The sequence below is a fragment of the Microbacterium sp. NRRL B-14842 genome (assembly GCF_050470785.1).
This window is the reverse complement of the sequence record NZ_JBFLUM010000001.1, coordinates 1,116,880-1,136,888: the sequence shown is the minus strand read 5'-3', so window position 1 is coordinate 1,136,888 and position 20,009 is coordinate 1,116,880. Positions and strand designations below refer to the sequence as shown.

Below are 20,009 nucleotides of genomic sequence, written 5' to 3'. Positions count from 1 at the left end.
AATGGCCCCCGCACCCCCGGCGCCCAGGATCCACTGGTTCGCCCGACTCGAGCACCGTCTGCACGTGTGGCGCGAGGGACGAGCGCGCCGCCGCGGTCGCAACGCCACTGTCCTGCCCTTCCCCGGCTACGGAGGCCCCGGATGGGTGCGCGTGCTCGGCCGGGTGCTGATCGTCCCGCCGCAGCGAAACAACCGTGACGGCGAGCCGGCGAGCATCCGCGGCTGGCGCAGCTTCGTCGGCATCCCCGTGGGTTTCGCCTCGGTCAGCGTGCACCTCGGAGACGGCACTCATCAGGTCGTCGCCGACCGCGGCGGCGTGATCGACTCGGTCATCCGCGCCGAGCTGGAACCCGGCTGGCAGACCTTCACCATCACCGTCGAAGGGCAGGAGCCCATCGAGGCCCGCGCCTTCATCGTCGCGGAGAGCACGCGGTTCGGCGTCGTCTCCGACGTCGACGACACCGTCATGGTCACGGCGCTCCCTCGACCATTCATCGCCTTCTGGAACTCGTTCGTCGTCGACGAGCACGCGCGCATCCCGGTACCGGGCATGGCCGTGCTGCTCGACCAGCTCCTCCGGCAGCACCCCGGAGCGCCCATGATCTACCTCTCCACGGGTGCCTGGAACGTCGCACCCACACTCTCCCGGTTCCTCGGCCGGCATCTCTTCCCCGCCGGCTCGCTGCTGCTGACCGACTGGGGTCCCACGCACGATCGCTGGTTCCGGAGCGGGCGCGAGCACAAGCTCACCAACCTGCGCCGACTGGCCACCGAGTTCCCCGACGTGAAGTGGCTGCTCATCGGCGACGACGGACAGCATGACGAGGCCATCTACACGCAGTTCCAGGAGGAGCACCCGGATTCCGTCGCGGGTGTCGCGATCCGTCGACTGCTGCCCGCGGAGGCGGTGCTCGCCGGCGGTCGTGCCGAGATGGAGTCCCATGATGCGGACGAGGCGCCGTGGGTGAGCGCAGAGGACGGCGCGGGCCTTCGCGACCAGCTCGGCGACGCCGGCATCCTGCAGTGACATGATCCTCACGCGTGATGACTGGCTGCGGCGGGAGGACGCGCATCGGCAACGGGCCGACGCGCTGACGGCGGCGCACCGGGAGCGCGTCGCGCGCGGCGAGAAGCACCCCGTGTGGGACTTCCTCTTCACCTACTACGGCTACAAGCCCGCGCAGCTCCGCCGCTGGCACCCCGGAGCGGGCGTGGAGCTGCAGGATGCGTCCGAACGGGCGGCGTGGCGCTGGTACGTCCCCGGGAACACACCCGACGGCGTCGTGCCCGATGCGGAGCGCTTCGCGGCCGAGAAGCCCGAGCTCGCTCGACTGGTGGCCCTCATGCTGCGCCGCACCGGCTCCCGTCCCGGGCAGTTCGGCTGCTTCGGGCTGCACGAGTGGGCGATGGTCTACAACGCCGCGGAGCATCGGCACGCCGTCCCCCTTCGGCTTGGTCAGGCGGGCACGGATGCGGTGGTCGAGGCGCACGACCTCCGCTGCACGCACTTCGACGCCTTCCGGTTCTTCACCCCGGATGCGGCGCCCCGCAACCGCACGGCTTTGACGAGAGACGACCAGCCCCTGTTCGAACAGCCCGGCTGCTTGCACGCCGGCATGGATCTGTACAAGTGGGCGATGAAGCTCGGGCCGCTGATTCCCGGCGAACTGCTCCTGGACACGTTCGAGCTCGCGCGCGACATCCGGCTGCTCGACATGCAGGCGGCCCCCTACGATCTCTCGGCCTGGGACGTCGAACCGGTACGCATCGAGACCCCGGAGGGCAAGGCGGAGTACGTCCGACGCCAGCGCGGCTTCGCGGAACGCGGTGCCGCTCTCCGCTCTTCCCTCCTCGCCGCCTGGCTCGCACCCGAGGGTCGCGCCGCGGCCTGAGGGTCAACCCGCAGGGGCGCAGTCGCCGCAGACACTCCACGACGACGTCGTATCGGAAAGCTGCAGGCGCAACGCGAGCACGCGCGTCGCAGCATCCGCGAGGCGATCGGCGGGCAGAGTGCCGGCATCGACCGCCGCGGCGATTCCCGCAGCCATCTCTCCCGCCGTCCGGGCATCGGAGCCCGCGATCATCAGCACCAGATCATTGCCGGCCGCCACCGCCGCGACGCCGTTCGCGACCGGATCGGCATACGCCGGGTCCCCGGAGGAGAGCAGCATGCCGAGGTCATCCGTGACGGACACCCCGTCGAAGCCGAGCTCGCCCCGAGCGATGCGATGCCACTCGGCGGACAGCGAGGCCGGCCGCGCGTCCACCGCCGTGTAGGCGAGATGGCCGTACATCAGCAACGAAGCACCGGCTTCGATGCCGGCGGCGAACGGGAGCCCGTCCGCTTCTCGCCACGCGGCCTTCGTCATCCCCGTGCTCGGGATCGCGTGATGCGAGTCGCCCGGCGCCGCTCCGTGCCCGGGGAAGTGCTTGAGCGTCGAAGCCACGACATGCTCCTGCCCCTTCGTCGCGGCGGCGGTGCGGTCGGCGGCACTCTGCGGATCGGTGCCGAGAGCCCGCCCGAAGATGAAGGAGCCGGGGTCGGCGGGGACGTCGGCCACCGTGCCGAAGTCGACCGTGATCCCCGCCCGAGCCACGAGCGCGCCACGGGCTGCGAAGGCCGCCGCGGTCTCGGCGACCGGGCGACTCTTCAGAGTCGGCGACGCCGGGTAGGTGTCCCAGGGCAGCCGCGAGACGATGCCCCCTTCCTGGTCCACCGCGATCAGCGGGGCAGAGCGGGATCGATCGTCAGCGCTGCCGTCAGCGCGCGGAGTTCCGACTCGGACTCCGGGATGTTGCCACCCATGAGGATGAAGCCGCCGAGCCCCGACTGCATGTAGGCGCGAAGCGCCGCGGGGTCGCTCCCGCCGATGTGACCCATCACGATGGACGAGGCCTGCTCCGCGGTGCTCATCTCCGCGACGAGGGCGGCGGCATGATCCCGCAGGCCGTCGCCGTCGGCCGCCTGCACGGTCACCACGTCTGCCGGCGGGCTGGACGGTGCCGCCGACGACGAGGCGGCGGCCCCGGCGCCCACGGCGGTGATCAGCGCGGTCAGGGCCGTCGCGGCACCGAGGCCCCGCCGCATGCGGCGCCCGAACGAACGAGCCGGGTTCATGGCTCTCAGCGCGCGAGCGCCTCGACGATCGGTACCGAGGTCTCCTCGTCGCCGTTGCCGAAGCGGATCGTGCGCCCGGTCGTTCCGGGGTCCTCCAGGGCCGCGACGATGACAGCCGCGACGTCGGCACGGGAGACCTCGCCGCGCCCCTCGGGGTCGATGCGGATCCGCCCGGTCGGGTCGTCGAAGGTCAGCGCGCCGGGGCCGAGGATCGTCCCGTCGAGGCCCGAGGCGCGGAGGTGCTCGTCGGCAGCCCACTTCGCGTCCGCGTACGGGAAGAAGGAGTCGTCCTCCGGGACGCCGTGGTCGGCCGTGGAGCCGATCCACGACACCATGACGTACCGCCGCACGCCGGCGCGCTCCGCCGCGTCCATCGTCCGCACCGCCGCGTCCCGGTCGACCGCGTAGGTGCGCTCGGGACTGCCGCCGCCGGCGCCCGCGGACCACACCACGGCGTCGTGCCCGCGGATGATCTCGGCGAGGGCGTCGACGTCCATGGTCTCGATGTCGGCGACGAGCGCGATGGCGCCGCCGTCTTCCACCTCGGACACATGATCGGGATTCCGGATCACGCCCGTGACCTCATGTCCTCGGGCGACGAGGAGCGGGGCGAGCAGCAGAGCGATGCGGCCGTGGCCGCCGAAGACGAGGATGCGCGACATGTCATCACCCTACGCGCCCCCGCCGACGTCAGCCCGGCGTCTGCGAGCTGTCGATGACGAAAGCCTGCGGATGCGACGGCAGATACCGCACGACGACAGGCGCGCCGGTCGGGATCCACGCGTCGCGATCGGGGTACACGGCAGGAGTGAAGAAATCGCTCTCCAGGGTGTACTCGGTGCCGTCCGCCGCCGTGAACGTCACCCAGTCCCCGTCGACGGTTCCCGTCGTCGGGCGGCCGTTCTCGAAGACGTATGCGCGGGTCACCGGGACACCGGTCAGGCTCAGGATCCCGACGATGAGAGAGCCGAGCATCACGAAGGCCAGTACGCGGAAGACCAGGCGGACCACGGTGCCGCCGACGTTCCCGCGGGATCGGCTCTCCGCGGGGAGCAGCCCCTCGCGTTCGCGGACGGCGCGCAGGGACCCGCCGCGCGTCGTTCCCCGCGCGGAGATCGCGAACAGCCCGAGGATCGAGAACGCCGCGATGAAGACCATCGCATAGCCGTGCGCGGCCGGGAAGTTCACCAGCCACATCAGCGTGTCCAGGGGGTTCATCGTGCCGCCTCCTTCTCGATGGTGACGGCGACCGTGTGCGGATCCTCCCGGCGGTAGAACGCCCAGACGGGAGCCCCCACCTGCAGCCGCGAGACGGCCTGCGGGTAGACGAACACGGTGGTGTCAGCCTCCCATGGCTCCGCGCCCTCCGGGGCCACCAGCACCTTCAGCGCGAGCTCGCTCTGCCCCTCGCGACGCCGCCCGGTCGGACGGACCTCGACGACGGAGGCGGGAACCTGGGTTCCCGTCGTGCGCGCGCGGACCTGGGACGGGTCGATGAGGCCGCGGTCGATGCGCCACTGCAGCATCGCCTCACGGACGGTCGGGTCGCTGAGATCGGCGAGCTCGACCGTGTCGGGGTCCTCGAGGCTGTAGCGGACCGGGACGGGCTGTCCGACCTGCAGCGCTCCGACGTCACCGGCATCGAGCAGCATGCGCAGCTGTCCGATGAAGTCATCGCCGACGCTCGGGCTGACCCGGATGAAGAGGTCGTACTGAGGCACATCGTTCACGGTCACCCCAGTGCGGGACATCTCGACGATGGTGCCGACGCCGATCTGCACCGGCCCGCGGACCTTCTTGCGCCGCGCCAGACCCGACATCGACCCGCCGAAGGTGAGCAGCAGGCCCCAGGCGACGCCGATCACGATCGGTCCGCCCAGGCCGTCCTCACCCGCGAAGGGGAGGATCGACTCGCGCTGGTTCACCCCGAACAGGCCTTCACCCACCCACACCACGAGCCACGCGGACAGCAGCAGCCAGACGACGGTCAGGACGATGCGCAGCATGCCTCCCAGCGTATCCATAGGAGCCGCCCCTGGACGAACCGGTCAGGACGAGACCGGGGTCCCCACTCCCTCGAGGGCGCGGACGACGCCGGCCGCAGCGGCTCGCCCCGCCCGGTTCGCGCCGATGGTGCTCGCGGAGGGACCGTAGCCGACGAGCTGCACCCGGGGATCCGCCACCGCCGTCGTGCCTCGACCCCCGCGGTCGAGCTGGATCCCGCCGGCGGCACTGCGCAGGTGGAGCGGGGCGAGGTGACCGATCGCGGGTCGGAACCCCGTCGCCCACAGGATCACGTCCACGCGTTCGAACGATCCGTCGGCCCACCGCACGCCGTCGGGCTCGATGCGCTGGAAGAGCGGGCGACGGTGGGCATACGCTCCGAGACGCTCCGCCTCCCGTTCCTGGGGGCGCAGCATGAGACCCGTCACACTGACCACGCTCTCCGGGGGCAGGCCGGCCGCCACACGCCTCTCGACGAGCGCGACGGCAGCAGCGCCGGCCTCCGGCGTGAAGTCGTCGTCGCGCCAGACGGGAGGGCGACGGGTGACCCACAGCGTCTCCGTGAGGGGGGCGAGGGCGCCGAGGAACTGCACCGCGGACGCACCGCCGCCGACGACCAGGACCCGCTTGCCCGCGAAGTGCACCGGCCCCGGGTAGTCCACGGTGTGGAACTGCTCCCCGAGGAACGTCTCCATCCCCGGGTAGTGAGGGACGAAGGGTTGCGTCCAGGTCCCGGTCGCGTTGACGAGGGTGCGGGTGCGCCACTCCCCCTCGTCGGCCTCCACGACGAGGACCCCGTCGTCATCGTGGACTCGACGGACGTGCACCGGCCGCAGCACCGGCAGATCATGGGCCTTCTCGTAGGCGGCGAAGTACTCCGGCACCGCGATGTTCGCCGGGCGCTCGTCCCGCGGCGGCGCGGTGTCTCCCGGGAGCTCGGCGACCCCGTGCACATCGCGCATCGTGAGGGCGTCCCACCGGTGCTGCCAGGCTCCCCCGGCCCGAGCATCGGCATCCAGCACGACGTGCTCGATCCCGCGGCGACGCAGATGGAAGGACGCGGACAGCCCGGCCTGGCCGGCGCCGATCACGAGGCTGTCGAGGATGCTCACGATGGATCGAACGCCGTTGCACCGCTGGATGTTCCGCGTGTCCCGACGCGCCCGGGCGGCCCGCGCCGATTGGTGCGGATGCGGATTCGTGTAGTAGTGTTTTCACGTTGCCCGGAGCACTCCGGAGCAGCGTCTGGGCCTGTGGCGCAGCTGGTAGCGCACCTGCATGGCATGCAGGGGGTCAGGGGTTCGAGTCCCCTCAGGTCCACGAAAAACCCTCGGTTCGCCGGGGGTTTTCGTGTGTCTGGAGCCCGTGACATCCCGCGAGGTCAGGCCCTCGCGCCGCATCAGGCAGTTGCGCCACCTCCGGCCTGATCTCGCGCGATCGCCTGCCCGGCAGCATACGAAAACGACACGCTCTCGTTTGTAGCGTGTTACACATGAGCACTCGACCCGCCCCTCCTCAGGGACATCTCCCGCATATCCAGGGGCTTCGGGCTCTCGCGGTTCTCGCCGTCGTCCTCTACCACTTCTGGCCTGCGCGCTTCAGCGGCGGGTATGTCGGAGTGGATGTCTTCTTCGTCATCTCCGGCTTCCTCATCACGGGGCATCTGGTTCGCGAGCTCACGTCGACGGGGACGGTGCACATCGGTCGATTCTGGGCCCGTCGGGCCCGACGCCTCCTTCCCGCGTCCCTGCTCGTCCTTCTGTTCTGCGTGACGGTCGTCGCCCTCCGCCAGTTGACTCCGATCTCCGCTCTCCCGGAGGAGCTCCGCCAGATCGTCGCGTCGGCCTTCTCCGTGCAGAACTGGTATCTAGCGAGTGCGGCCACGGACTATCTCGGCCAGACGGGAGATCCGACCACTGTTCAGCACTACTGGTCACTGTCGCTGGAGGAGCAGTTCTACGTCCTCTGGTCTGTGCTCCTCGTCCTCACCGGATGGCTCGCGGTGAAGCGCATCCACGGCGAACACCGAAAGGTCATCGCCGTCGTCGTCGGAGTCCTGTCGACAGCCTCGTTCGTCTCCTGTGTGGCGCTGACCGCAGCGTATCCCGCGCCCGCCTACTTCGTGACTCCCGTCCGATTGTGGGAGTTCGGGGTCGGCGCCCTGCTCTCCCTGCTCCCCGCGCTGCGCGCGCGGCGCCCCCTCACGAGCGCTCTGCTCGGAGGGGCCGGGCTGGTCGCCATCCTGTTCAGCATCTCCTTCTTCGACGGACAGACCGCGTTCCCCGGATACGCGGCCGCCGTGCCGACGATCGGCGCAGCAGCCGTGATCGCGGCGACGAATGCAGCACGCTGGTGGCTCCCCGCACGCCTGCTGGCCATCCGCCCCCTGCGATTCACCGGGGACATCTCTTTCAGCCTCTACCTCTGGCATTGGCCGCTCATCGTGATCGCTCCTTCTGTGCCCTTCTGGGGCCTCTCCCTCGCTCACCGCCTGGCCCTCCTCGCGCTCTCCTTCGTCGTGGCCTGGCTGACGAAACGATTCATCGAGGATCCCGCCCGAACCTGGCGCGCGCCCTCGCTCAGGCGCCCGCGCGTCGTGCTCGCCCTCGCCCTCGCGGGGATGACGGTGGTCGGCGCCGGCGCGGGAGCCGCGTGGGCGGTGAATGCTCCGACCTACGAACGCGACGCGACTGCTCTCGCGGCTGTCCGCGCACACCCCCCTGCGTGTTTCGGAGCCCAGGCGGTGCTCGACATCCGCTGCGCGGACAGCCGGAGCGCGTCCGTCATACCGACCCCAGGATTCGCCGGCGCGGATCGCCCCACCGAGCAGAAGTGCTTCGTCCAACTGAACGATTCTCGTGCCGTGGCCTGCCGTTTCGGGTCGCGGACGACGGACGCCCCGTCGATCGCGCTCGTCGGAGACAGCCACGCTTTCCAATACGTGAGCACCCTCAGGGCGATGGCGGAGAAGGAAGGCTGGTCGCTGACGACGTACGTCAAGGGGGCGTGCCCGTGGAACACGACCCCACTGGCGACGGGCGGCGCATTCGGAGCAGCCTGCTCGGAGTGGCGGGACGAGGTCACGGCCGCACTGGAAGGCGGCGACTTCGACGTCGTCTTCACGACGGCCCTGGCCGCGACCCCCTTCGCGCAGGCGGGACACGAGTCCACCCTGCCCGCCGCCGCCTCCGGATACCGGGCGGCCTGGTCGCGTGTCATCTCCGAGGGCACACGGGTGATCGCCCTGGTGGACAACCCGGCCTGGGAGACGGACCCGAACAAGTGCCTGCAGACGCGAAGCCCGCAGGCCTGCTCCGCATCGCGCGACGATGCCCTCGCCGCGGCGGACCCGATCAGGGCTGCCGGCGAGGACTTCCCGGGGGTCACACTGCTGGACTTCACCCCGGTGTTCTGCTCGTCGAGCGAGTGCCTCGCCGTGATCGGCGGGGCCAACGCCTACCGCGATCACGACCACTTGACCACCACGTTCACCGACACCTTGGCGCCACAGCTGAGGGCGGCACTGCGGGACGCGATCACGAGGTGACAGCCTCGCGGGTTCAGGCGCTCACTGCGCGTCAGGCGCTTGCAGCATGTCTGGCCTGACGTGGCGCGCTCGCCTGCGCAGGAGCATATGAAAACGACACAGCCTCCGACGTAGCGTGTTACATATGCACGCTTCCGTCACCCGGTCTCGCGGTCGCCGCACCGTCACCGTGATCCTCAGCATCCTCGCCGTCATCGCTCTCGGTATCGGCGGGGTGATCGCATGGCGCCTGCTCGCCCCGGCGCCATCGAACTGGGAAAGCCTTGATGCCACCGACAAGGAGATGCTCACGCAGCTGTCGGAGCAATACGACATCACGGCGACACACGCTGCGGAGATCTGGACGGATGCGTACCGGTACGAGGACCAGCCGCTGGTGCTGCTGCGCACGGACGGGGAGAAGAGCTCCTTCTGGTCGCACGCGATCCTCGTCAACATGAGCGGCGTCACGGACACGTCGGGCATGGCGAAGATCGACGTCCCCGGGGCCTCCCACCTCGATGACGTCCGCATCAGCCGGACGTTCGCCGTCGGGGAATGGCTGCTGTATGCCCCGTCGAACTTCGCTGTCATCGATGTGAGCGACCGGGACGTCCTCGCGTTCAAGTACAACCAGGCGATGCTCGACACCGAGACGACGACCTCTCAGGGCTTCCAGCGCTTCTCCCTGCACGAGAACTTCCACGTCACGAAGCAGGGGCTCGACCCGGAGGCTCCCGGCGCCTGGCCATGGGGAGCCGGTGGGCTCATCCCCGACTACCCGCACACCGAGGCGCAGTACGAGCTGCTGCGTGTCGAGGCGCGGATCTTCGACCGGGTGGAGACGGAGACGGACCCGCAGGCCCTGGCCGTCCTCGCGTCCGACCTCGCCACCGTTCGGATGGCGCGCTACACGACGTGGCCGACCCTGAAGGCGGAGATCGACCTGGAGGCGATCGAGGGGACCGCCACCTACGTCGAGCGGGCCTTCGACAGGGCGCGAGGACTCACCCCGGTGCAGCGGACCTTCACCGATGGCCTCGAAGATCTGATCTCCGATCCCGAGCAGCAGATCGTCCTGGAACGCGACTACTCGTATTTCACCGGTGCCCAGCTCGGACTGCTTCTCGACCGGATCGCCCCGGATTGGAAGACGCAGATCGAGCCCGCTCCCACCGGTTCGGCGTCGACTCCTTTCGCGACGCTGCAGCGCGTGACCGGGGTGACCACCGCGCCCGACGACGCAGAGCTCCGCGCGGTCGTGGACCGCTACCTCCCTTAGCTCATGCCATCGCGCGACAACAGGCCCCCCTGGGAGGGGACGCCTGTTGTCGCGCGAATGCCTGAGGCGATGCGGACCGACCGACTCAGTCGAGGACGGCGCGGCAGGTGACGGAGCCCGCCGTCGCGATCTCCTCGTCCGTGCGAAGGACCTCGAGGTTCGCGTCACCTGCGTCCTGCACGATCGCGCACGCCACGGTGGCTCCGGGGTTCTCGATGACGACAGCCGCCTCATCCCCCTCGGTGACGATGGCCTCGATGGTCATAGCGCCGGCGCGGGCATCGACGACCGTCTCCTCCGTCTCCTTGGTCCCGAACACGAAGCCCTCGGCGAAGGCCGTGTCCTGGTAGCGGATCGTCTCGTCGCCACTCAGACCGTGGAGCTCGTACGTGATGCGGTAGTCGGTCGGCTGGTTGAACAGGTAGTAACCGGCGGCGCCCAGTCCTCCGATGACCGCCAGACCGGCGGCGATGGAGACTCCCAGGACGATTGCTCTCTTCGTGCTCATACCTCCACGCTGTCACCGGCGCTCTCGTCGCGAATCGGTCGGTCGATGTATGCGCCCCCTCCATGCGGATGAGGTCCTGGTCATCCGGAAAAACACGGTATCCCCGCACCTCATAGGATGCGCATCGACGGCGCAAAGGAACCCCATCGATCACCTTCCTAGCGTGGTGGGCATGAACACGACTCCCTCTCCCGTCACGAAACGCCTCGCCTGGCTCTCCGGCCTCGTCCTCGCGGGCGGCCTCGTCTTGAGCGGCTGCGCGGCAGCCACGACCGCCGAACCGACGATCTCCGCGTCATCCTCCGCCGCGACCTCAACGGCGGCGTCGACGGACGCCGGGTCGACCGCGGAGACGATCGCCGACACGTCCGCCGCCGCTGCGGCCTTCCTCGCCACGCTGAGCGACGAGCAGAAGAAGGCCGTGTCGTACGACTTCGACGACGAGACGAAGACGACGTCGTGGTCGAACTTCCCGGTGACCTTCGTGCAGAGAGCGGGTCTGAACCTCGCCGACCTGACGGAGGAGCAGCGGACCGCGGCCCTCGCCGTGATGGAGTCTCTCCTCAGCGACGAGGCCTACGCGACCGTCACCGGGATCATGGGCGGCGACGAGTACCTCGCCGAGAACAGCAGCAGTACCGAGGATTCCCTCGGCCAGTACTACATCGCCTTCTTCGGTGATCCCACGGCGACCGACAGCGCCTTCGAGGTGCAGTTCGGCGGACACCACCTCGGCATCAACGCCACGCTGGACGGCGACGCCGACGCGATCACCTTCGCTCCCACGCACCTCGGGGTCCAACCCGCTGTCTACACCGACGAGGACGGCGAGGAGGTGCAGCCGTTCGAGGGGATCTACACGGACGCGTTCGCGTTCTTCGACAGCCTCACCGCCGACCAGCAGGCCACGTTGACCTCCGGCGATGTGAGCATGTGCGCACCGGGCGACACCTGCGCCTTCGCCACCGGAGCCGGGCTGTCGGGGGCCGACCTCTCCGACGAGCAGCGGGATCTCCTTCTCCAGCTCATCGCCAACTGGGCCGGGATGAGCGACGAGGAGACCACCGCCGCAGCGCTGGCGGAGATCGACAAGACCCTGGACGACACCGTCATCGCCTGGTCCGGGGCGACGGTGTACGACATGACCACCGGGAACGGCATCGACTTCTCCATCTCCGGGCCGAACGTCTACATCGCCTTCCAGGCACAGCAGGGCTCGGCCGGCGCCGACGTCGACGGTGTGACGACATCGGGCTGGGGACATGTGCACACCATCTACCGCGATCCGACGAACGACTATGCCAACAGCGTCACCCAGCAAGCCTCTGCCGGGATGAGCGGCGGTCCCGGGGGCGGGAGCACTCCCCCCGCATCCTGACGCCCGACGCCCGTACCCGTCCAAGCCGCCACCCGTCAACGGCCTCCACCACCATCGCGTACACGCGTAGACAGAGGGCATCCGACGAAAGGAGACGACATGTCCAACACGACTCCCCCGATCCCGCCCCTCCCGCCGATCGCGGACGGGGATGGGGACGCCGAAGAGCTCCCCACGCGTGAAGTCGACGGCGAAGAGGTGCTCGACGAGGATGCGGACGACGCCCAGATCGACAGCGCAGAGGCCGACCGCGCCGCTGTCATCGGCGACGACGACTGACCGGGACAGGAGAAAGGGCACCCCTCCTCGCGGAGGGGTGCCCTTTCTCGTGCGGGTTCAGGTGGCCAGCAGGGGCGGGCGAGACGGGATCGCGATGGGGCGCGTGGCTCGGCTCGCGCCCTGCATCCGCTCGACCTCCTCCAGTACCTCGAACGCGGTGCCATACCGGATGGCGAGCGGAAGATCACGCAGCCACGTCACCTCGACCTCGGTGTCCGCGAGCTCGTACACGCAGGCGACGACATGGCGCGGATCGTTCTGGGGATAGCGCAGGTCGTTGATCACCCACTCCGACGGCGTGATGCGGTGAAGCACGAAACGGGGATCAGGAACTTCTGACATCAGTCGGCCCTCCAGGACTCTCTGATGACGAGCCTCCGATACCCCGCCGGGGAAGGGAAGGGCCTTGACACCCTCGTGGTGAGGTGCAGGAGAATGGTCAGATCGGCGTTCAGCCCTGAGGCCGCACCGTGAGATCCGTGAGGTGCGCATCCCGCGGGAGATCGAGAGCGGCGAGGATCGTCGTCGCCACCGCGTCCGGCGTGATGAACCGCGCGGCGTCGTACTCCTGCCCTTCCTGCCGGTGCACGCGCTCCTGCATCGGCGTCGCGGTGCGTCCCGGATAGACCGAGGTCACGCGGACGCCGTGCTCGGCCTCCTCCTGCCGAAGCGCATCCGCGAGGGCCCGCAGACCGTGCTTCGAGGCCGCGTAGGCCGACCACCCCGGGCTCGCCCGCAGCCCGGCTCCGGAGTTCACGAACACGACGTGCCCGCGCGAGACGCGCAGGACGGGGAGCAGGAGCCGGGTGAGCTCCGCCGGGGCGACGAGGTTGACCGCGAGCTGCTGTTCCCAGAGCGCCGGGGTGAGGTCCCCCACCGATCCGAGGTCCACGACCCCTGCCGCGTGCACCAGGGAATCGATGCGATCGGGCAGGCTCTGCTTCGACAGGGCCCACGAGAGGCGTCCGGGCTGCGCGAGGTCACCGACCAGCGTCGAGGCCCCGGGGAGGTCGTCGGCGATCTGTCTGGCCCGTCCCGCATCGCGCGCGAGCACCACGACGTCGTCGCCGCGCTCCATGAGTCGCCGCGCGAGGACGGCACCGATGCCGGAGCCCGCACCGGTCAGCAGGTGCGTGGCCATGTCAGCGGTTGTCGGCCGAGGTCTCGGCGACCTCGAGGGGGATCACCGGGCAGTCCTTCCACAGGCGCTCCAGGCCGTAGTAGACCCGTTCCTCCTGGTGGAAGACGTGGACGATGAGGTCGCCGAAGTCCAGCAGCACCCACCGCGCCTCGGCGCGCCCCTCCCGGCGCACGCGCTTGTGTCCGGACTCGACGAGACGGTCCTCGATCTCATCGGCGATGGCGGCGACGTTCCGCTCACTGTTACCGGTCACGAGCAGGAAGATGTCCACGAGCGGCAGCGGCTCGGAGACGTTCAGCGCGACGAGGTCCTCACCACCCTTGGCCACGGCGGCTTCGGCGGCGATGCGCAGCATCTCTTCGGCGGTTTCGGGTGATTGCATCAGAAGACGTTTCCTGTGAAGGCGATGACCAGGGCAGTGCCCAGGCCCAGCGCGAGGGCGCCCGCGACGATGGCGGCGATCAGCATGAGCCGGTTGCCCTTCTCAGGGGCCGGCGGACGGATCACCTCGCCGGCGGGCTTGATGGTGCTGACCGCGGAGCTCGCGGCGATGGGGGTGGGCGAGGACGCCGGAGGGAGCTCACCGTCGATGAGCACCGCGTCGACCTCCTTGCCGTCCGTGGTGCCGTGGGCGTGGCCCTGCGAGCCGAGGCCCTTCGGCAGCTCGTACGACCCCGTGACGAGGATCTCTCCGGTGGAGGCGACCGGCCCGGAGAGGGAGCCCTCGCCGGGAGACGGCGTGAAGATCAGCGCATTGGGCGCCGAATGCTGGGTGCCGCCGGAGTCGTTCGACGTGAGCAGCTCATCGAAGGAGGGGCGGAAAGGCGCCGGCTCGGCAGGAGTCTCCTCCTGCAGCACGCCCTGCCCGAACGTCGGGCTCACGGTCGGGCGCTCAGCCTCGTCGACATCGCGCTCGTCGACGTCGCCGTCGTCGTCGCTGTCGAGGAGGTCGTCGCCACCGGGGCCGTCCTGCTCGGAGACGCCGAGCACGGCGGAGATGTCCTCGGGCTCGGACTCCGGCGCCTCCACGGGCTCTTCGACGAGCGGCACGTCTCCGACCGTGTCGGCGACGTCGACCGCGCGGACGGGCTCCGCAGCGACCTCGTCGTCGACGACGTCGTCGTCGTCGGACCCATCGGGCTGTGCCACCACAGCCTCATCGGTCGTGTCGTCCGCCTCCGCGCCGACGGCCGGGACCGCGGCGGTCTTGATCTTCTCCTGCTCGCGTGCCTGACGCCGCGTCAGCGGCGCGGCGTCAGGATCGACGGACGTGTCAGCGACAGGCGCCGAGGGAAGGACGACGGGCTCGGCGGCACGAGGCAGCGGCGGTGCGGGCGTCGCGGCCTCCGCCGCGGCGGCGCTCGCCTGCTCCTCGCTGATGATCGGGGTGGATCCCGTCAACCGGATCTCCCGCAGCTGCTTCCGCGTCAGCGGACCTCGCTGATCCGATGTGCTCATGCCTTGCTCCGATACAGATGATGCTTCGCGATGTACTGGACGACCCCGTCGGGGACGAGGTACCAGACCGGTTGATCGTCACGGACGCGGTCACGACAGTCCGTCGACGAGATCGACAGCGCCGGCACCTCGAGCTGGCTGACGTCGTCGCTCGGGAGGCCGTCGATGCTCAGAACGTGTCCTGGGCGGGAGACCGCGACGAAGTGGGCCAGTTCCCACAGTTCATCATGGTCTCTCCAACTGAGAATTTGCGCCACGGCGTCCGCGCCGCTGATGAAGAACAGCTCGGCGTCCGGCCGCTGCTCCTTGAGGTCGCGGAGGGTGTCGATCGTGTACGTCGGTCCCGCGCGGTCGATGTCCACCCGACTCACCGTGAACTGCGGATTGGACGCCGTCGCGATCACGGTCATCAGATAGCGGTGCTCGCTGGGCGTGACGTCGGCCTTCTGCCACGGACGACCCGTCGGGACGAACACCACCTCGTCGAGATCGAACGAGTGCGCGACCTCGCTGGCGGCGACCAGGTGGCCGTGGTGGATCGGATCGAAGGTTCCGCCCATCACGCCGATGCGCGGTGCGCGCGTGGTCGCGGTGCTCATGAGGGCCTAGTGGCCGTGTCCCGCCTCGTGGTCCTTGCCGTGCTTCGCCGCCCAGGCTTCTGCCTTGGCGGAGTGGCGGTTCGCGACGTTCTTGTACGACAGCGTCACGAAGCCGAGAGCGGCGAACACGATCGCGGCGATGACTCCGAAGATCAGGGTCTCGAGAGCCACGTTGCCGTGGTGCTCGGTCTCTGCGGCGGCCATCGCGATCTGTGCGACGAGGTTCATCCTGACTCCGTTCGTGGCGTGCTGTCTCGGGGGTCCTGTAGGGATACAGCGTCCCCCAGTCTAGCCCTCAGCCGCGCGTCTGACCCGCCCCACGCGCGAGCCACTTCGTACTGGTCAGCTCGGAGAGCCCCATCGGACCGCGCGTGTGCAGCTTCTGCGTCGAGATCCCGACCTCGGCACCGAAGCCGAACTCGGCCCCGTCGGTGAACCGAGTGGACGCGTTCGCCATCACCACCGCCGAATCCACCTCGGCCAGGAACCGCTCCGCGCTGCGGGAATCGGTGGTGACGATGGATTCCGTGTGCCCCGTGCTGTAGCGACGGATGTGGTCGAGCGCGTCGTCGAGGCTGTCGACGACCTTCATCGCGACGTCCAGGCTCAGGTACTCCGTCGCCCAGTCCTCCTCCGTGGCCGGGATGATGTTCGCCACGAGCCCGGCGACCACGTCGTCGCCGTGGATCGCCACCCCCTCGCTCATGAGGGCGCTCGCGACGAGCGGGATCAGGCGCGGCGCCGCCTGCCGGTGGACGAGAATCGTCTCGACCGCATTGCACACGCTGGGGCGCTGCACCTTGGCGTTCACGACGATGTCGCAGGCCCAGTCGTCGGGGGCGCTCTCGTCGAGCAGGATGTGCACGTTCCCGGCGCCCGTCTCGATGACGGGCACGGTCGACTCGGTCACCACCGTCTCGATGAGCCCGGCGCTGCCGCGCGGGACGAGCACGTCGATGAAGCCGCGGCCCTGCATGAGCGCCTTCGCCCCGTCGCGCCCGAAGTCGTCCACGGTCTGGATCGCCTCGGGCGTCACCCCGGCGTCGCCGAGGGCGGAACGCATGACGTCGACGAGCACGGTGTTGGAATGGAGCGCCGCGCTGCCTCCCCGCAGGACGACCGCATTCCCCGAACGCAGCGCGAGGGCGGCGATGTCGACCGTGACGTTGGGACGCGCCTCGTAGATCGCCCCGACCACCCCGAAGGGGACGCGCACCTGCTCCAGAGCCACGCCGTTCGGCATGCGGTGTCCGCCGACCACACGACCCACCGGATCGGGCAGGGCCGCCACGTCGCGGACGGCCGCGGCGAGGGCGGAGACCCGCTTCTCGTCGAGGCGGAGGCGGTCGATGAGCGACTCGCCGATGCCGTCGTCCCGACCGCGCGCGACGTCACGCTGATTGGCCTCGATGATGCGGGCGGCGTTCTCCTCGAGGGCGACGGCGATGGCGTCGAGCGCCCGTGCCTTGTCGTCGCTCGTGAGGGCGGCGGTCGTCCGCGAGGCCTCCTTGGCCCGCTCCAGGCGCGTCTGAGGGGTGAGGTCGGTCATCCGCCCAGTCTAGGAGGTGGCGGGCTCGAACCAGGTCCCGATGTCGGCGCCTGCAAGGGCCTGCGCCACGAGGTCGGCGCTGGTGACCAGCACCCCGATGCCCGAGGCCGCCGCGAGTCGGGCAGCGGAGACCTTCGTGGCCGCTCCCCCGGTGCCGACGCTGTTGACCACGGTCGCACCGAACTCCAGCCCGGAGAGGTCCGCATCGGGGGCGACGACGTCGATGGGTTCGGCGCCGGGGTCGCTCGGAGGCCGCGTGTAGAGGGACTCGATGTCGCTGAGCAGGACGAGGGCGTCCGCCTCGATGAGCTGGGCCACGAGGGCGCCGAGCCGGTCGTTGTCGCCGAAGCGGATCTCCTGTGTCGCGACCGTGTCGTTCTCGTTCACGATCGGCAGCGTGCGCAGCCCCAGGAGGCGCTCCATGGCCCGCCGCGCGTTCGAGCGCGACGTCGGGTTCTCGAGGTCTCCGGTCGTGAGCAGCACCTGGCCGGCGACGATGTCGAAGGGGCGCAGAGCCTCCTGGTACCGGTAGACGAGGATGTTCTGGCCGACCGCGGCCGCGGCCTGCTGCGTGGCGAGATCGGTGGGCCGCGCATCCAGACGGAGGAACGGGATGCCGGAGGCGATCGCTCCCGACGACACCAGCACGACCTCGGCCCCGCGGGCGTGCGCCGCCGCCAGCGCCTCGACGATCACCGGGATGCGCCAGGACGACTCGCCGCTGATGGACGACGAGCCCACCTTCACGACGATCCGCGTCGCCGTCGCGAGATCGGCGCGCGTGCGTGCGGTCACGCCTCGTCCTCGCGGTACGTGGCGAGGCGCTCCGCCTCCAACTCCGCGCGCGCCTGCGCCTTGGCGTCCATGCGCTCGTAGTACTTCTCGCGACGCTCGGACGTGGTCCGGCGGGCGTTCGGAGCCAGACGCGGGTCGGTGCCGCGGGGCGCCGACATGAGCTCGGCGGCGGAGCTCATCGTGGGCTCCCAGTCGAAGACGATGCTGTCGCCCTCGCCGATGACGACGGTCGAACCCTGGACGGCGCCGAGGCGGAAGAGCTCGTCCTCGACGCCCAGCTTCTCCAGACGGTCGGCGAGGTAGCCCACGGCCTCCTCGTTCTGGAAGTCGGTCTGCTGCACCCAGCGCACCGGCTTCTCACCGAGGATGCGGTAGACGTTGCCGTACGTGCCGCCCTCGACGCGGATCGTGAACGGCTTCACGGAGCCCTTCGGGCGGATGACGACGCGCTCGCGCGGGGCCTCGACCGCGGTCTCCTTGCGGTGCTTCTCGACGAGCTCGCCGAGGGCGAGGGTGAGCGGGCGCAGCCCCTCGTGCGAGACCGTGGAGATCTCGAAGACCCGGAATCCGCGGGCCTCCAGATCAGGACGCACGAGATCGGCGAGGTCACGGGCCTCCGGCACGTCGACCTTGTTCAGCGCCACGAACTGCGGGCGCTCCAGCAGGGGCGTCTGCCCCTCCGGCACCTCGTACGCGGCGAGCTCGGCGAGGATGACCTCGAGGTCGGAGATCGGGTCGCGGTTCGGCTCCAGCGTCGCGCAGTCGAGCACGTGCAGCAGCGCGGAGCAGCGCTCCACGTGCCGCAGGAACTCGAGTCCGAGGCCGCGGCCCTCGCTCGCGCCCTCGATGAGGCCCGGCACGTCGGCGACGGTGTAGCGGAAGTCCTCCACCTGGACGACGCCGAGGTTCGGGTGCAGCGTCGTGAACGGGTAGTCGGCGATCTTCGGCCGCGCGGCCGAGATCGCGCCGATGAGGCTCGACTTCCCGGCGGACGGGTAGCCGACGAGCGCCACGTCCGCGACCGTCTTGAGCTCGAGGACGACATCGCCCTCGAAGCCGGGGGTGCCGAGCAGGGCGAAGCCGGGAGCCTTGCGCTTCGGAGTCGCCAGGGCCGCATTGCCCAGGCCGCCCTGGCCGCCCGCCGCCACGACGAAGCGCTCACCGGGCTCGATCATGTCGATCAGGACGTCGCCGCTCGGGCTCTTGACCACGGTGCCGACCGGGACGGGCAGCTCCAGTGTCTCGCCGTCGAAACCGGAGCGGTGGTCCCCCATGCCCGGTCCGCCGTTGCCAGAGGACCGGTGCGGCGAGTGGTGGTAGGACAGCAGCGTGCCGGTCTGCGTGTCGGCGACGAGCACGATGTCGCCGCCGTCGCCGCCGTTGCCGCCGTCGGGGCCACCGAGGGGCTTGAACTTCTCGCGGTGCACCGAGACGCAGCCGTTGCCGCCCTTGCCTGCACGCAGGTGCAGTGTGACGGTGTCGACGAACGTGACCATGTGCGAGTCCTTCGGTGTGCTCGGGGTGCCTGACGGCAGATACGCGGACGGGGCGAGCCGAAGCCCGCCCCGAACCGGATGTTTAGCGTGGTGCTGTGATCACTCAGCAGCGGCGACGATGTTGACGACCTTGCGGCCGCCCTTCGCGCCGAACTCGACCGCACCGGCGGCCAGAGCGAACAGCGTGTCGTCGCCCCCACGGCCGACGTTGGCGCCGGGGTGGAAGTGCGTGCCGCGCTGGCGGACGATGATCTCGCCGGCGAGGACCTGCTGACCGCCGAAGCGCTTCACGCCGAGGCGCTGTGCGTTGGAGTCACGACCGTTACGGGTGGAGCTTGCGCCCTTTTTGTGTGCCATGTCCTGGTCTCCTCGGTCTTACTTGATGCCGGTGATCTTGACGCGCGTGAGCTCCTGGCGGTGGCCCTGACGCTTCTTGTAGCCGGTCTTGTTCTTGTACTTCTGGATGACGATCTTCGGGCCGCGGAGGTTGCCGACGACCTCAGCCGTGACGGTGACCTTCGCCAGCGCGTCGGCGTCGGTGGTCACCGTGGAGCCATCGACGAGCAGCACGGCGGGCAGCTGGATCTCGTCGCCCTGGGCAGCCTGAACACGGTCGAGCTGAACGATGGTGCCGACCTCGACCTTCTCCTGCCGGCCACCGGCGCGCACTACTGCGTAAACCACTTCATACCTGTTTCGTTGGGGAGCACGCGGCTCCGAGAATCTCACGGGAAGACTGTTGCTTGCATGCGTCGCTGGTACGACGGGCGCGAATGCAAGACTCTCCGCTTCGGCCGTCGAGGACGACGCGGCATGCGCACCAAGGGACTACTTTACCGGATGCCGGCTGACCTCGCAAAGTGAGCCGGGTGACGG

The 20,009-nt window shown here is 69.7% G+C and carries 24 protein-coding genes and 1 tRNA gene; 7 read left to right on the top strand and 18 right to left on the bottom strand.

Going from position 1 to position 20,009, the window contains the following annotated elements; genetic code table 11:
* Position 1 precedes the first annotated feature (1 nt).
* Both AB1285_RS05720 and AB1285_RS05715 read left to right on the top strand, forming a co-directional pair.
* Positions 2-1,027 carry an App1 family protein gene (locus AB1285_RS05720; RefSeq protein ID WP_187661683.1) on the top strand — a complete coding sequence of 342 codons (1,026 nt, stop codon included), beginning with the start codon at positions 2-4 and terminating at the stop codon, positions 1,025-1,027.
* A 1-nt stretch (position 1,028) separates the two neighbouring features.
* Positions 1,029-1,892 carry a 3-methyladenine DNA glycosylase gene (locus tag AB1285_RS05715; RefSeq protein WP_259955058.1) on the top strand — a complete coding sequence of 288 codons (864 nt, stop codon included), beginning with the start codon at positions 1,029-1,031 and terminating at the stop codon, positions 1,890-1,892.
* Positions 1,893-1,895: 3 nt separating this feature from the next.
* On the opposite strand, the gene AB1285_RS05710 is transcribed toward AB1285_RS05715, so the two are convergent.
* Genes AB1285_RS05710 through AB1285_RS05685 form a run of 6 tightly spaced genes read right to left on the bottom strand, consistent with a single transcriptional unit; the run spans position 1,896 to position 6,234 of the window.
* Positions 1,896-2,717 (bottom strand): glycoside hydrolase family 3 N-terminal domain-containing protein, encoded by an 822-nt coding sequence (locus AB1285_RS05710; protein WP_370428792.1) that lies wholly within the window; start codon positions 2,715-2,717, stop codon positions 1,896-1,898.
* A gap of 5 nt (positions 2,718-2,722) precedes the next feature.
* A complete protein-coding gene (locus tag AB1285_RS05705) occupies positions 2,723-3,118 on the bottom strand; it encodes a hypothetical protein (protein WP_370428793.1) in 396 nt (131 codons plus the stop codon).
* A gap of 5 nt (positions 3,119-3,123) precedes the next feature.
* Positions 3,124-3,780: an SDR family oxidoreductase gene (locus AB1285_RS05700; protein ID WP_370428794.1), complete on the bottom strand. Its 657-nt coding sequence runs from the start codon at positions 3,778-3,780 to the stop codon at positions 3,124-3,126.
* Between the two features lie 28 nt (positions 3,781-3,808).
* Positions 3,809-4,336 (bottom strand): DUF3592 domain-containing protein, encoded by a 528-nt coding sequence (locus AB1285_RS05695; protein WP_259955061.1) that lies wholly within the window; start codon positions 4,334-4,336, stop codon positions 3,809-3,811.
* Complete coding sequence (locus AB1285_RS05690; protein ID WP_259955062.1) at positions 4,333-5,124, bottom strand: hypothetical protein; 792 nt, start codon at positions 5,122-5,124, stop codon at positions 4,333-4,335. Before AB1285_RS05690 ends, AB1285_RS05695 begins: the two co-directional genes overlap by 4 nt.
* A gap of 42 nt (positions 5,125-5,166) precedes the next feature.
* Entirely contained in the window at positions 5,167-6,234 is a 1,068-nt protein-coding gene (locus AB1285_RS05685; protein WP_370428795.1) for a flavin-containing monooxygenase, read from the bottom strand.
* 135 nt (positions 6,235-6,369) lie between these two features.
* Here AB1285_RS05685 and AB1285_RS05680 point away from each other — a divergent pair.
* The 3 genes from AB1285_RS05680 to AB1285_RS05670 all read left to right on the top strand — a co-directional run bounded on the left by AB1285_RS05680 (position 6,370) and on the right by AB1285_RS05670 (position 9,930).
* Positions 6,370-6,442 (top strand) — tRNA-Ala (locus AB1285_RS05680).
* A gap of 172 nt (positions 6,443-6,614) precedes the next feature.
* Entirely contained in the window at positions 6,615-8,669 is a 2,055-nt protein-coding gene (locus tag AB1285_RS05675) for an acyltransferase family protein (protein ID WP_370428796.1), read from the top strand.
* 124 nt (positions 8,670-8,793) lie between these two features.
* A complete protein-coding gene (locus AB1285_RS05670) occupies positions 8,794-9,930 on the top strand; it encodes a hypothetical protein (RefSeq protein ID WP_370428797.1) in 1,137 nt (378 codons plus the stop codon).
* An 85-nt stretch (positions 9,931-10,015) separates the two neighbouring features.
* Here the strand turns inward: AB1285_RS05670 and AB1285_RS05665 are convergent, their stop codons facing one another.
* Positions 10,016-10,438, bottom strand: a complete 423-nt coding sequence (locus tag AB1285_RS05665; RefSeq protein WP_370428798.1) for a hypothetical protein — start codon at positions 10,436-10,438, stop codon at positions 10,016-10,018.
* 172 nt (positions 10,439-10,610) lie between these two features.
* On the opposite strand from AB1285_RS05665, the gene AB1285_RS05660 reads away from it, so the two are divergent.
* Positions 10,611-11,816, top strand: coding sequence for a DUF3500 domain-containing protein (locus AB1285_RS05660; RefSeq protein WP_370428799.1), 1,206 nt, complete (start codon positions 10,611-10,613; stop codon positions 11,814-11,816).
* 99 nt (positions 11,817-11,915) lie between these two features.
* Positions 11,916-12,095, top strand: a complete 180-nt coding sequence (locus AB1285_RS05655; RefSeq protein ID WP_187661693.1) for a hypothetical protein — start codon at positions 11,916-11,918, stop codon at positions 12,093-12,095.
* 57 nt (positions 12,096-12,152) lie between these two features.
* On the opposite strand, the gene AB1285_RS05650 is transcribed toward AB1285_RS05655, so the two are convergent.
* From AB1285_RS05650 to rplU, 11 genes are all read right to left on the bottom strand, one after another.
* On the bottom strand, positions 12,153-12,410 hold the full coding sequence (locus AB1285_RS05650; RefSeq protein WP_231919629.1) for a hypothetical protein: 258 nt from the start codon (positions 12,408-12,410) through the stop codon (positions 12,153-12,155).
* Positions 12,411-12,546: 136 nt separating this feature from the next.
* Complete coding sequence (locus AB1285_RS05645) at positions 12,547-13,236, bottom strand: SDR family oxidoreductase (protein ID WP_370428800.1); 690 nt, start codon at positions 13,234-13,236, stop codon at positions 12,547-12,549.
* Between the two features lies 1 nt (position 13,237).
* A complete protein-coding gene (rsfS, locus tag AB1285_RS05640) occupies positions 13,238-13,618 on the bottom strand; it encodes a ribosome silencing factor (protein ID WP_101845246.1) in 381 nt (126 codons plus the stop codon).
* Positions 13,618-14,694: a hypothetical protein gene (locus AB1285_RS05635; protein WP_370428801.1), complete on the bottom strand. Its 1,077-nt coding sequence runs from the start codon at positions 14,692-14,694 to the stop codon at positions 13,618-13,620. The genes rsfS and AB1285_RS05635 overlap by 1 nt, the downstream gene beginning before the upstream one ends.
* Positions 14,691-15,293 carry a nicotinate-nucleotide adenylyltransferase gene (gene nadD, locus AB1285_RS05630; protein WP_082749995.1) on the bottom strand — a complete coding sequence of 201 codons (603 nt, stop codon included), beginning with the start codon at positions 15,291-15,293 and terminating at the stop codon, positions 14,691-14,693. Before nadD ends, AB1285_RS05635 begins: the two co-directional genes overlap by 4 nt.
* Before the next feature lie 6 nt (positions 15,294-15,299).
* Positions 15,300-15,521, bottom strand: coding sequence for a hypothetical protein (locus tag AB1285_RS05625; RefSeq protein ID WP_187661697.1), 222 nt, complete (start codon positions 15,519-15,521; stop codon positions 15,300-15,302).
* Positions 15,522-15,588: 67 nt separating this feature from the next.
* Positions 15,589-16,842 carry a glutamate-5-semialdehyde dehydrogenase gene (locus tag AB1285_RS05620; protein WP_370428802.1) on the bottom strand — a complete coding sequence of 418 codons (1,254 nt, stop codon included), beginning with the start codon at positions 16,840-16,842 and terminating at the stop codon, positions 15,589-15,591.
* Between the two features lie 9 nt (positions 16,843-16,851).
* Complete coding sequence (proB, locus tag AB1285_RS05615; protein ID WP_187661699.1) at positions 16,852-17,637, bottom strand: glutamate 5-kinase; 786 nt, start codon at positions 17,635-17,637, stop codon at positions 16,852-16,854.
* A complete protein-coding gene (gene obgE / locus AB1285_RS05610) occupies positions 17,634-19,133 on the bottom strand; it encodes a GTPase ObgE (protein WP_280565574.1) in 1,500 nt (499 codons plus the stop codon). Before obgE ends, proB begins: the two co-directional genes overlap by 4 nt.
* A gap of 99 nt (positions 19,134-19,232) precedes the next feature.
* Complete coding sequence (gene rpmA / locus AB1285_RS05605; protein ID WP_025104972.1) at positions 19,233-19,490, bottom strand: 50S ribosomal protein L27; 258 nt, start codon at positions 19,488-19,490, stop codon at positions 19,233-19,235.
* Positions 19,491-19,508: 18 nt separating this feature from the next.
* Positions 19,509-19,817, bottom strand: a complete 309-nt coding sequence (rplU, locus tag AB1285_RS05600) for a 50S ribosomal protein L21 (protein ID WP_187661701.1) — start codon at positions 19,815-19,817, stop codon at positions 19,509-19,511.
* Between the last annotated feature and the right edge of the window lie 192 nt (positions 19,818-20,009).

Excerpts from the sequence above, each read along its gene's own strand:
- AB1285_RS05715 (WP_259955058.1), top strand. The coding sequence starts at position 1,029 with ATGATCCTCACGCGTGATGACTGGCTGCGGCGGGAGGACGCGCATCGG.
- AB1285_RS05720 (WP_187661683.1), top strand. The coding sequence starts at position 2 with ATGGCCCCCGCACCCCCGGCGCCCAGGATCCACTGGTTCGCCCGACTC.
- AB1285_RS05670 (WP_370428797.1), top strand. The coding sequence starts at position 8,794 with ATGCACGCTTCCGTCACCCGGTCTCGCGGTCGCCGCACCGTCACCGTG.
- AB1285_RS05660 (WP_370428799.1), top strand. The coding sequence starts at position 10,611 with ATGAACACGACTCCCTCTCCCGTCACGAAACGCCTCGCCTGGCTCTCC.
- AB1285_RS05705 (WP_370428793.1), bottom strand. The coding sequence starts at position 3,118 with ATGAACCCGGCTCGTTCGTTCGGGCGCCGCATGCGGCGGGGCCTCGGT.
- AB1285_RS05625 (WP_187661697.1), bottom strand. The coding sequence starts at position 15,521 with ATGAACCTCGTCGCACAGATCGCGATGGCCGCCGCAGAGACCGAGCAC.
- AB1285_RS05645 (WP_370428800.1), bottom strand. The coding sequence starts at position 13,236 with ATGGCCACGCACCTGCTGACCGGTGCGGGCTCCGGCATCGGTGCCGTC.
- AB1285_RS05675 (WP_370428796.1), top strand. The coding sequence starts at position 6,615 with ATGAGCACTCGACCCGCCCCTCCTCAGGGACATCTCCCGCATATCCAG.
- AB1285_RS05655 (WP_187661693.1), top strand. The coding sequence starts at position 11,916 with ATGTCCAACACGACTCCCCCGATCCCGCCCCTCCCGCCGATCGCGGAC.
- AB1285_RS05690 (WP_259955062.1), bottom strand. The coding sequence starts at position 5,124 with ATGCTGCGCATCGTCCTGACCGTCGTCTGGCTGCTGCTGTCCGCGTGG.
- obgE (WP_280565574.1), bottom strand. The coding sequence starts at position 19,133 with ATGGTCACGTTCGTCGACACCGTCACACTGCACCTGCGTGCAGGCAAG.
- rsfS (WP_101845246.1), bottom strand. The coding sequence starts at position 13,618 with ATGCAATCACCCGAAACCGCCGAAGAGATGCTGCGCATCGCCGCCGAA.
- rpmA (WP_025104972.1), bottom strand. The coding sequence starts at position 19,490 with ATGGCACACAAAAAGGGCGCAAGCTCCACCCGTAACGGTCGTGACTCC.
- AB1285_RS05695 (WP_259955061.1), bottom strand. The coding sequence starts at position 4,336 with ATGAACCCCCTGGACACGCTGATGTGGCTGGTGAACTTCCCGGCCGCG.
- nadD (WP_082749995.1), bottom strand. The coding sequence starts at position 15,293 with ATGAGCACCGCGACCACGCGCGCACCGCGCATCGGCGTGATGGGCGGA.
- AB1285_RS05635 (WP_370428801.1), bottom strand. The coding sequence starts at position 14,694 with ATGAGCACATCGGATCAGCGAGGTCCGCTGACGCGGAAGCAGCTGCGG.
- AB1285_RS05620 (WP_370428802.1), bottom strand. The coding sequence starts at position 16,842 with ATGACCGACCTCACCCCTCAGACGCGCCTGGAGCGGGCCAAGGAGGCC.
- AB1285_RS05665 (WP_370428798.1), bottom strand. The coding sequence starts at position 10,438 with ATGAGCACGAAGAGAGCAATCGTCCTGGGAGTCTCCATCGCCGCCGGT.
- AB1285_RS05700 (WP_370428794.1), bottom strand. The coding sequence starts at position 3,780 with ATGTCGCGCATCCTCGTCTTCGGCGGCCACGGCCGCATCGCTCTGCTG.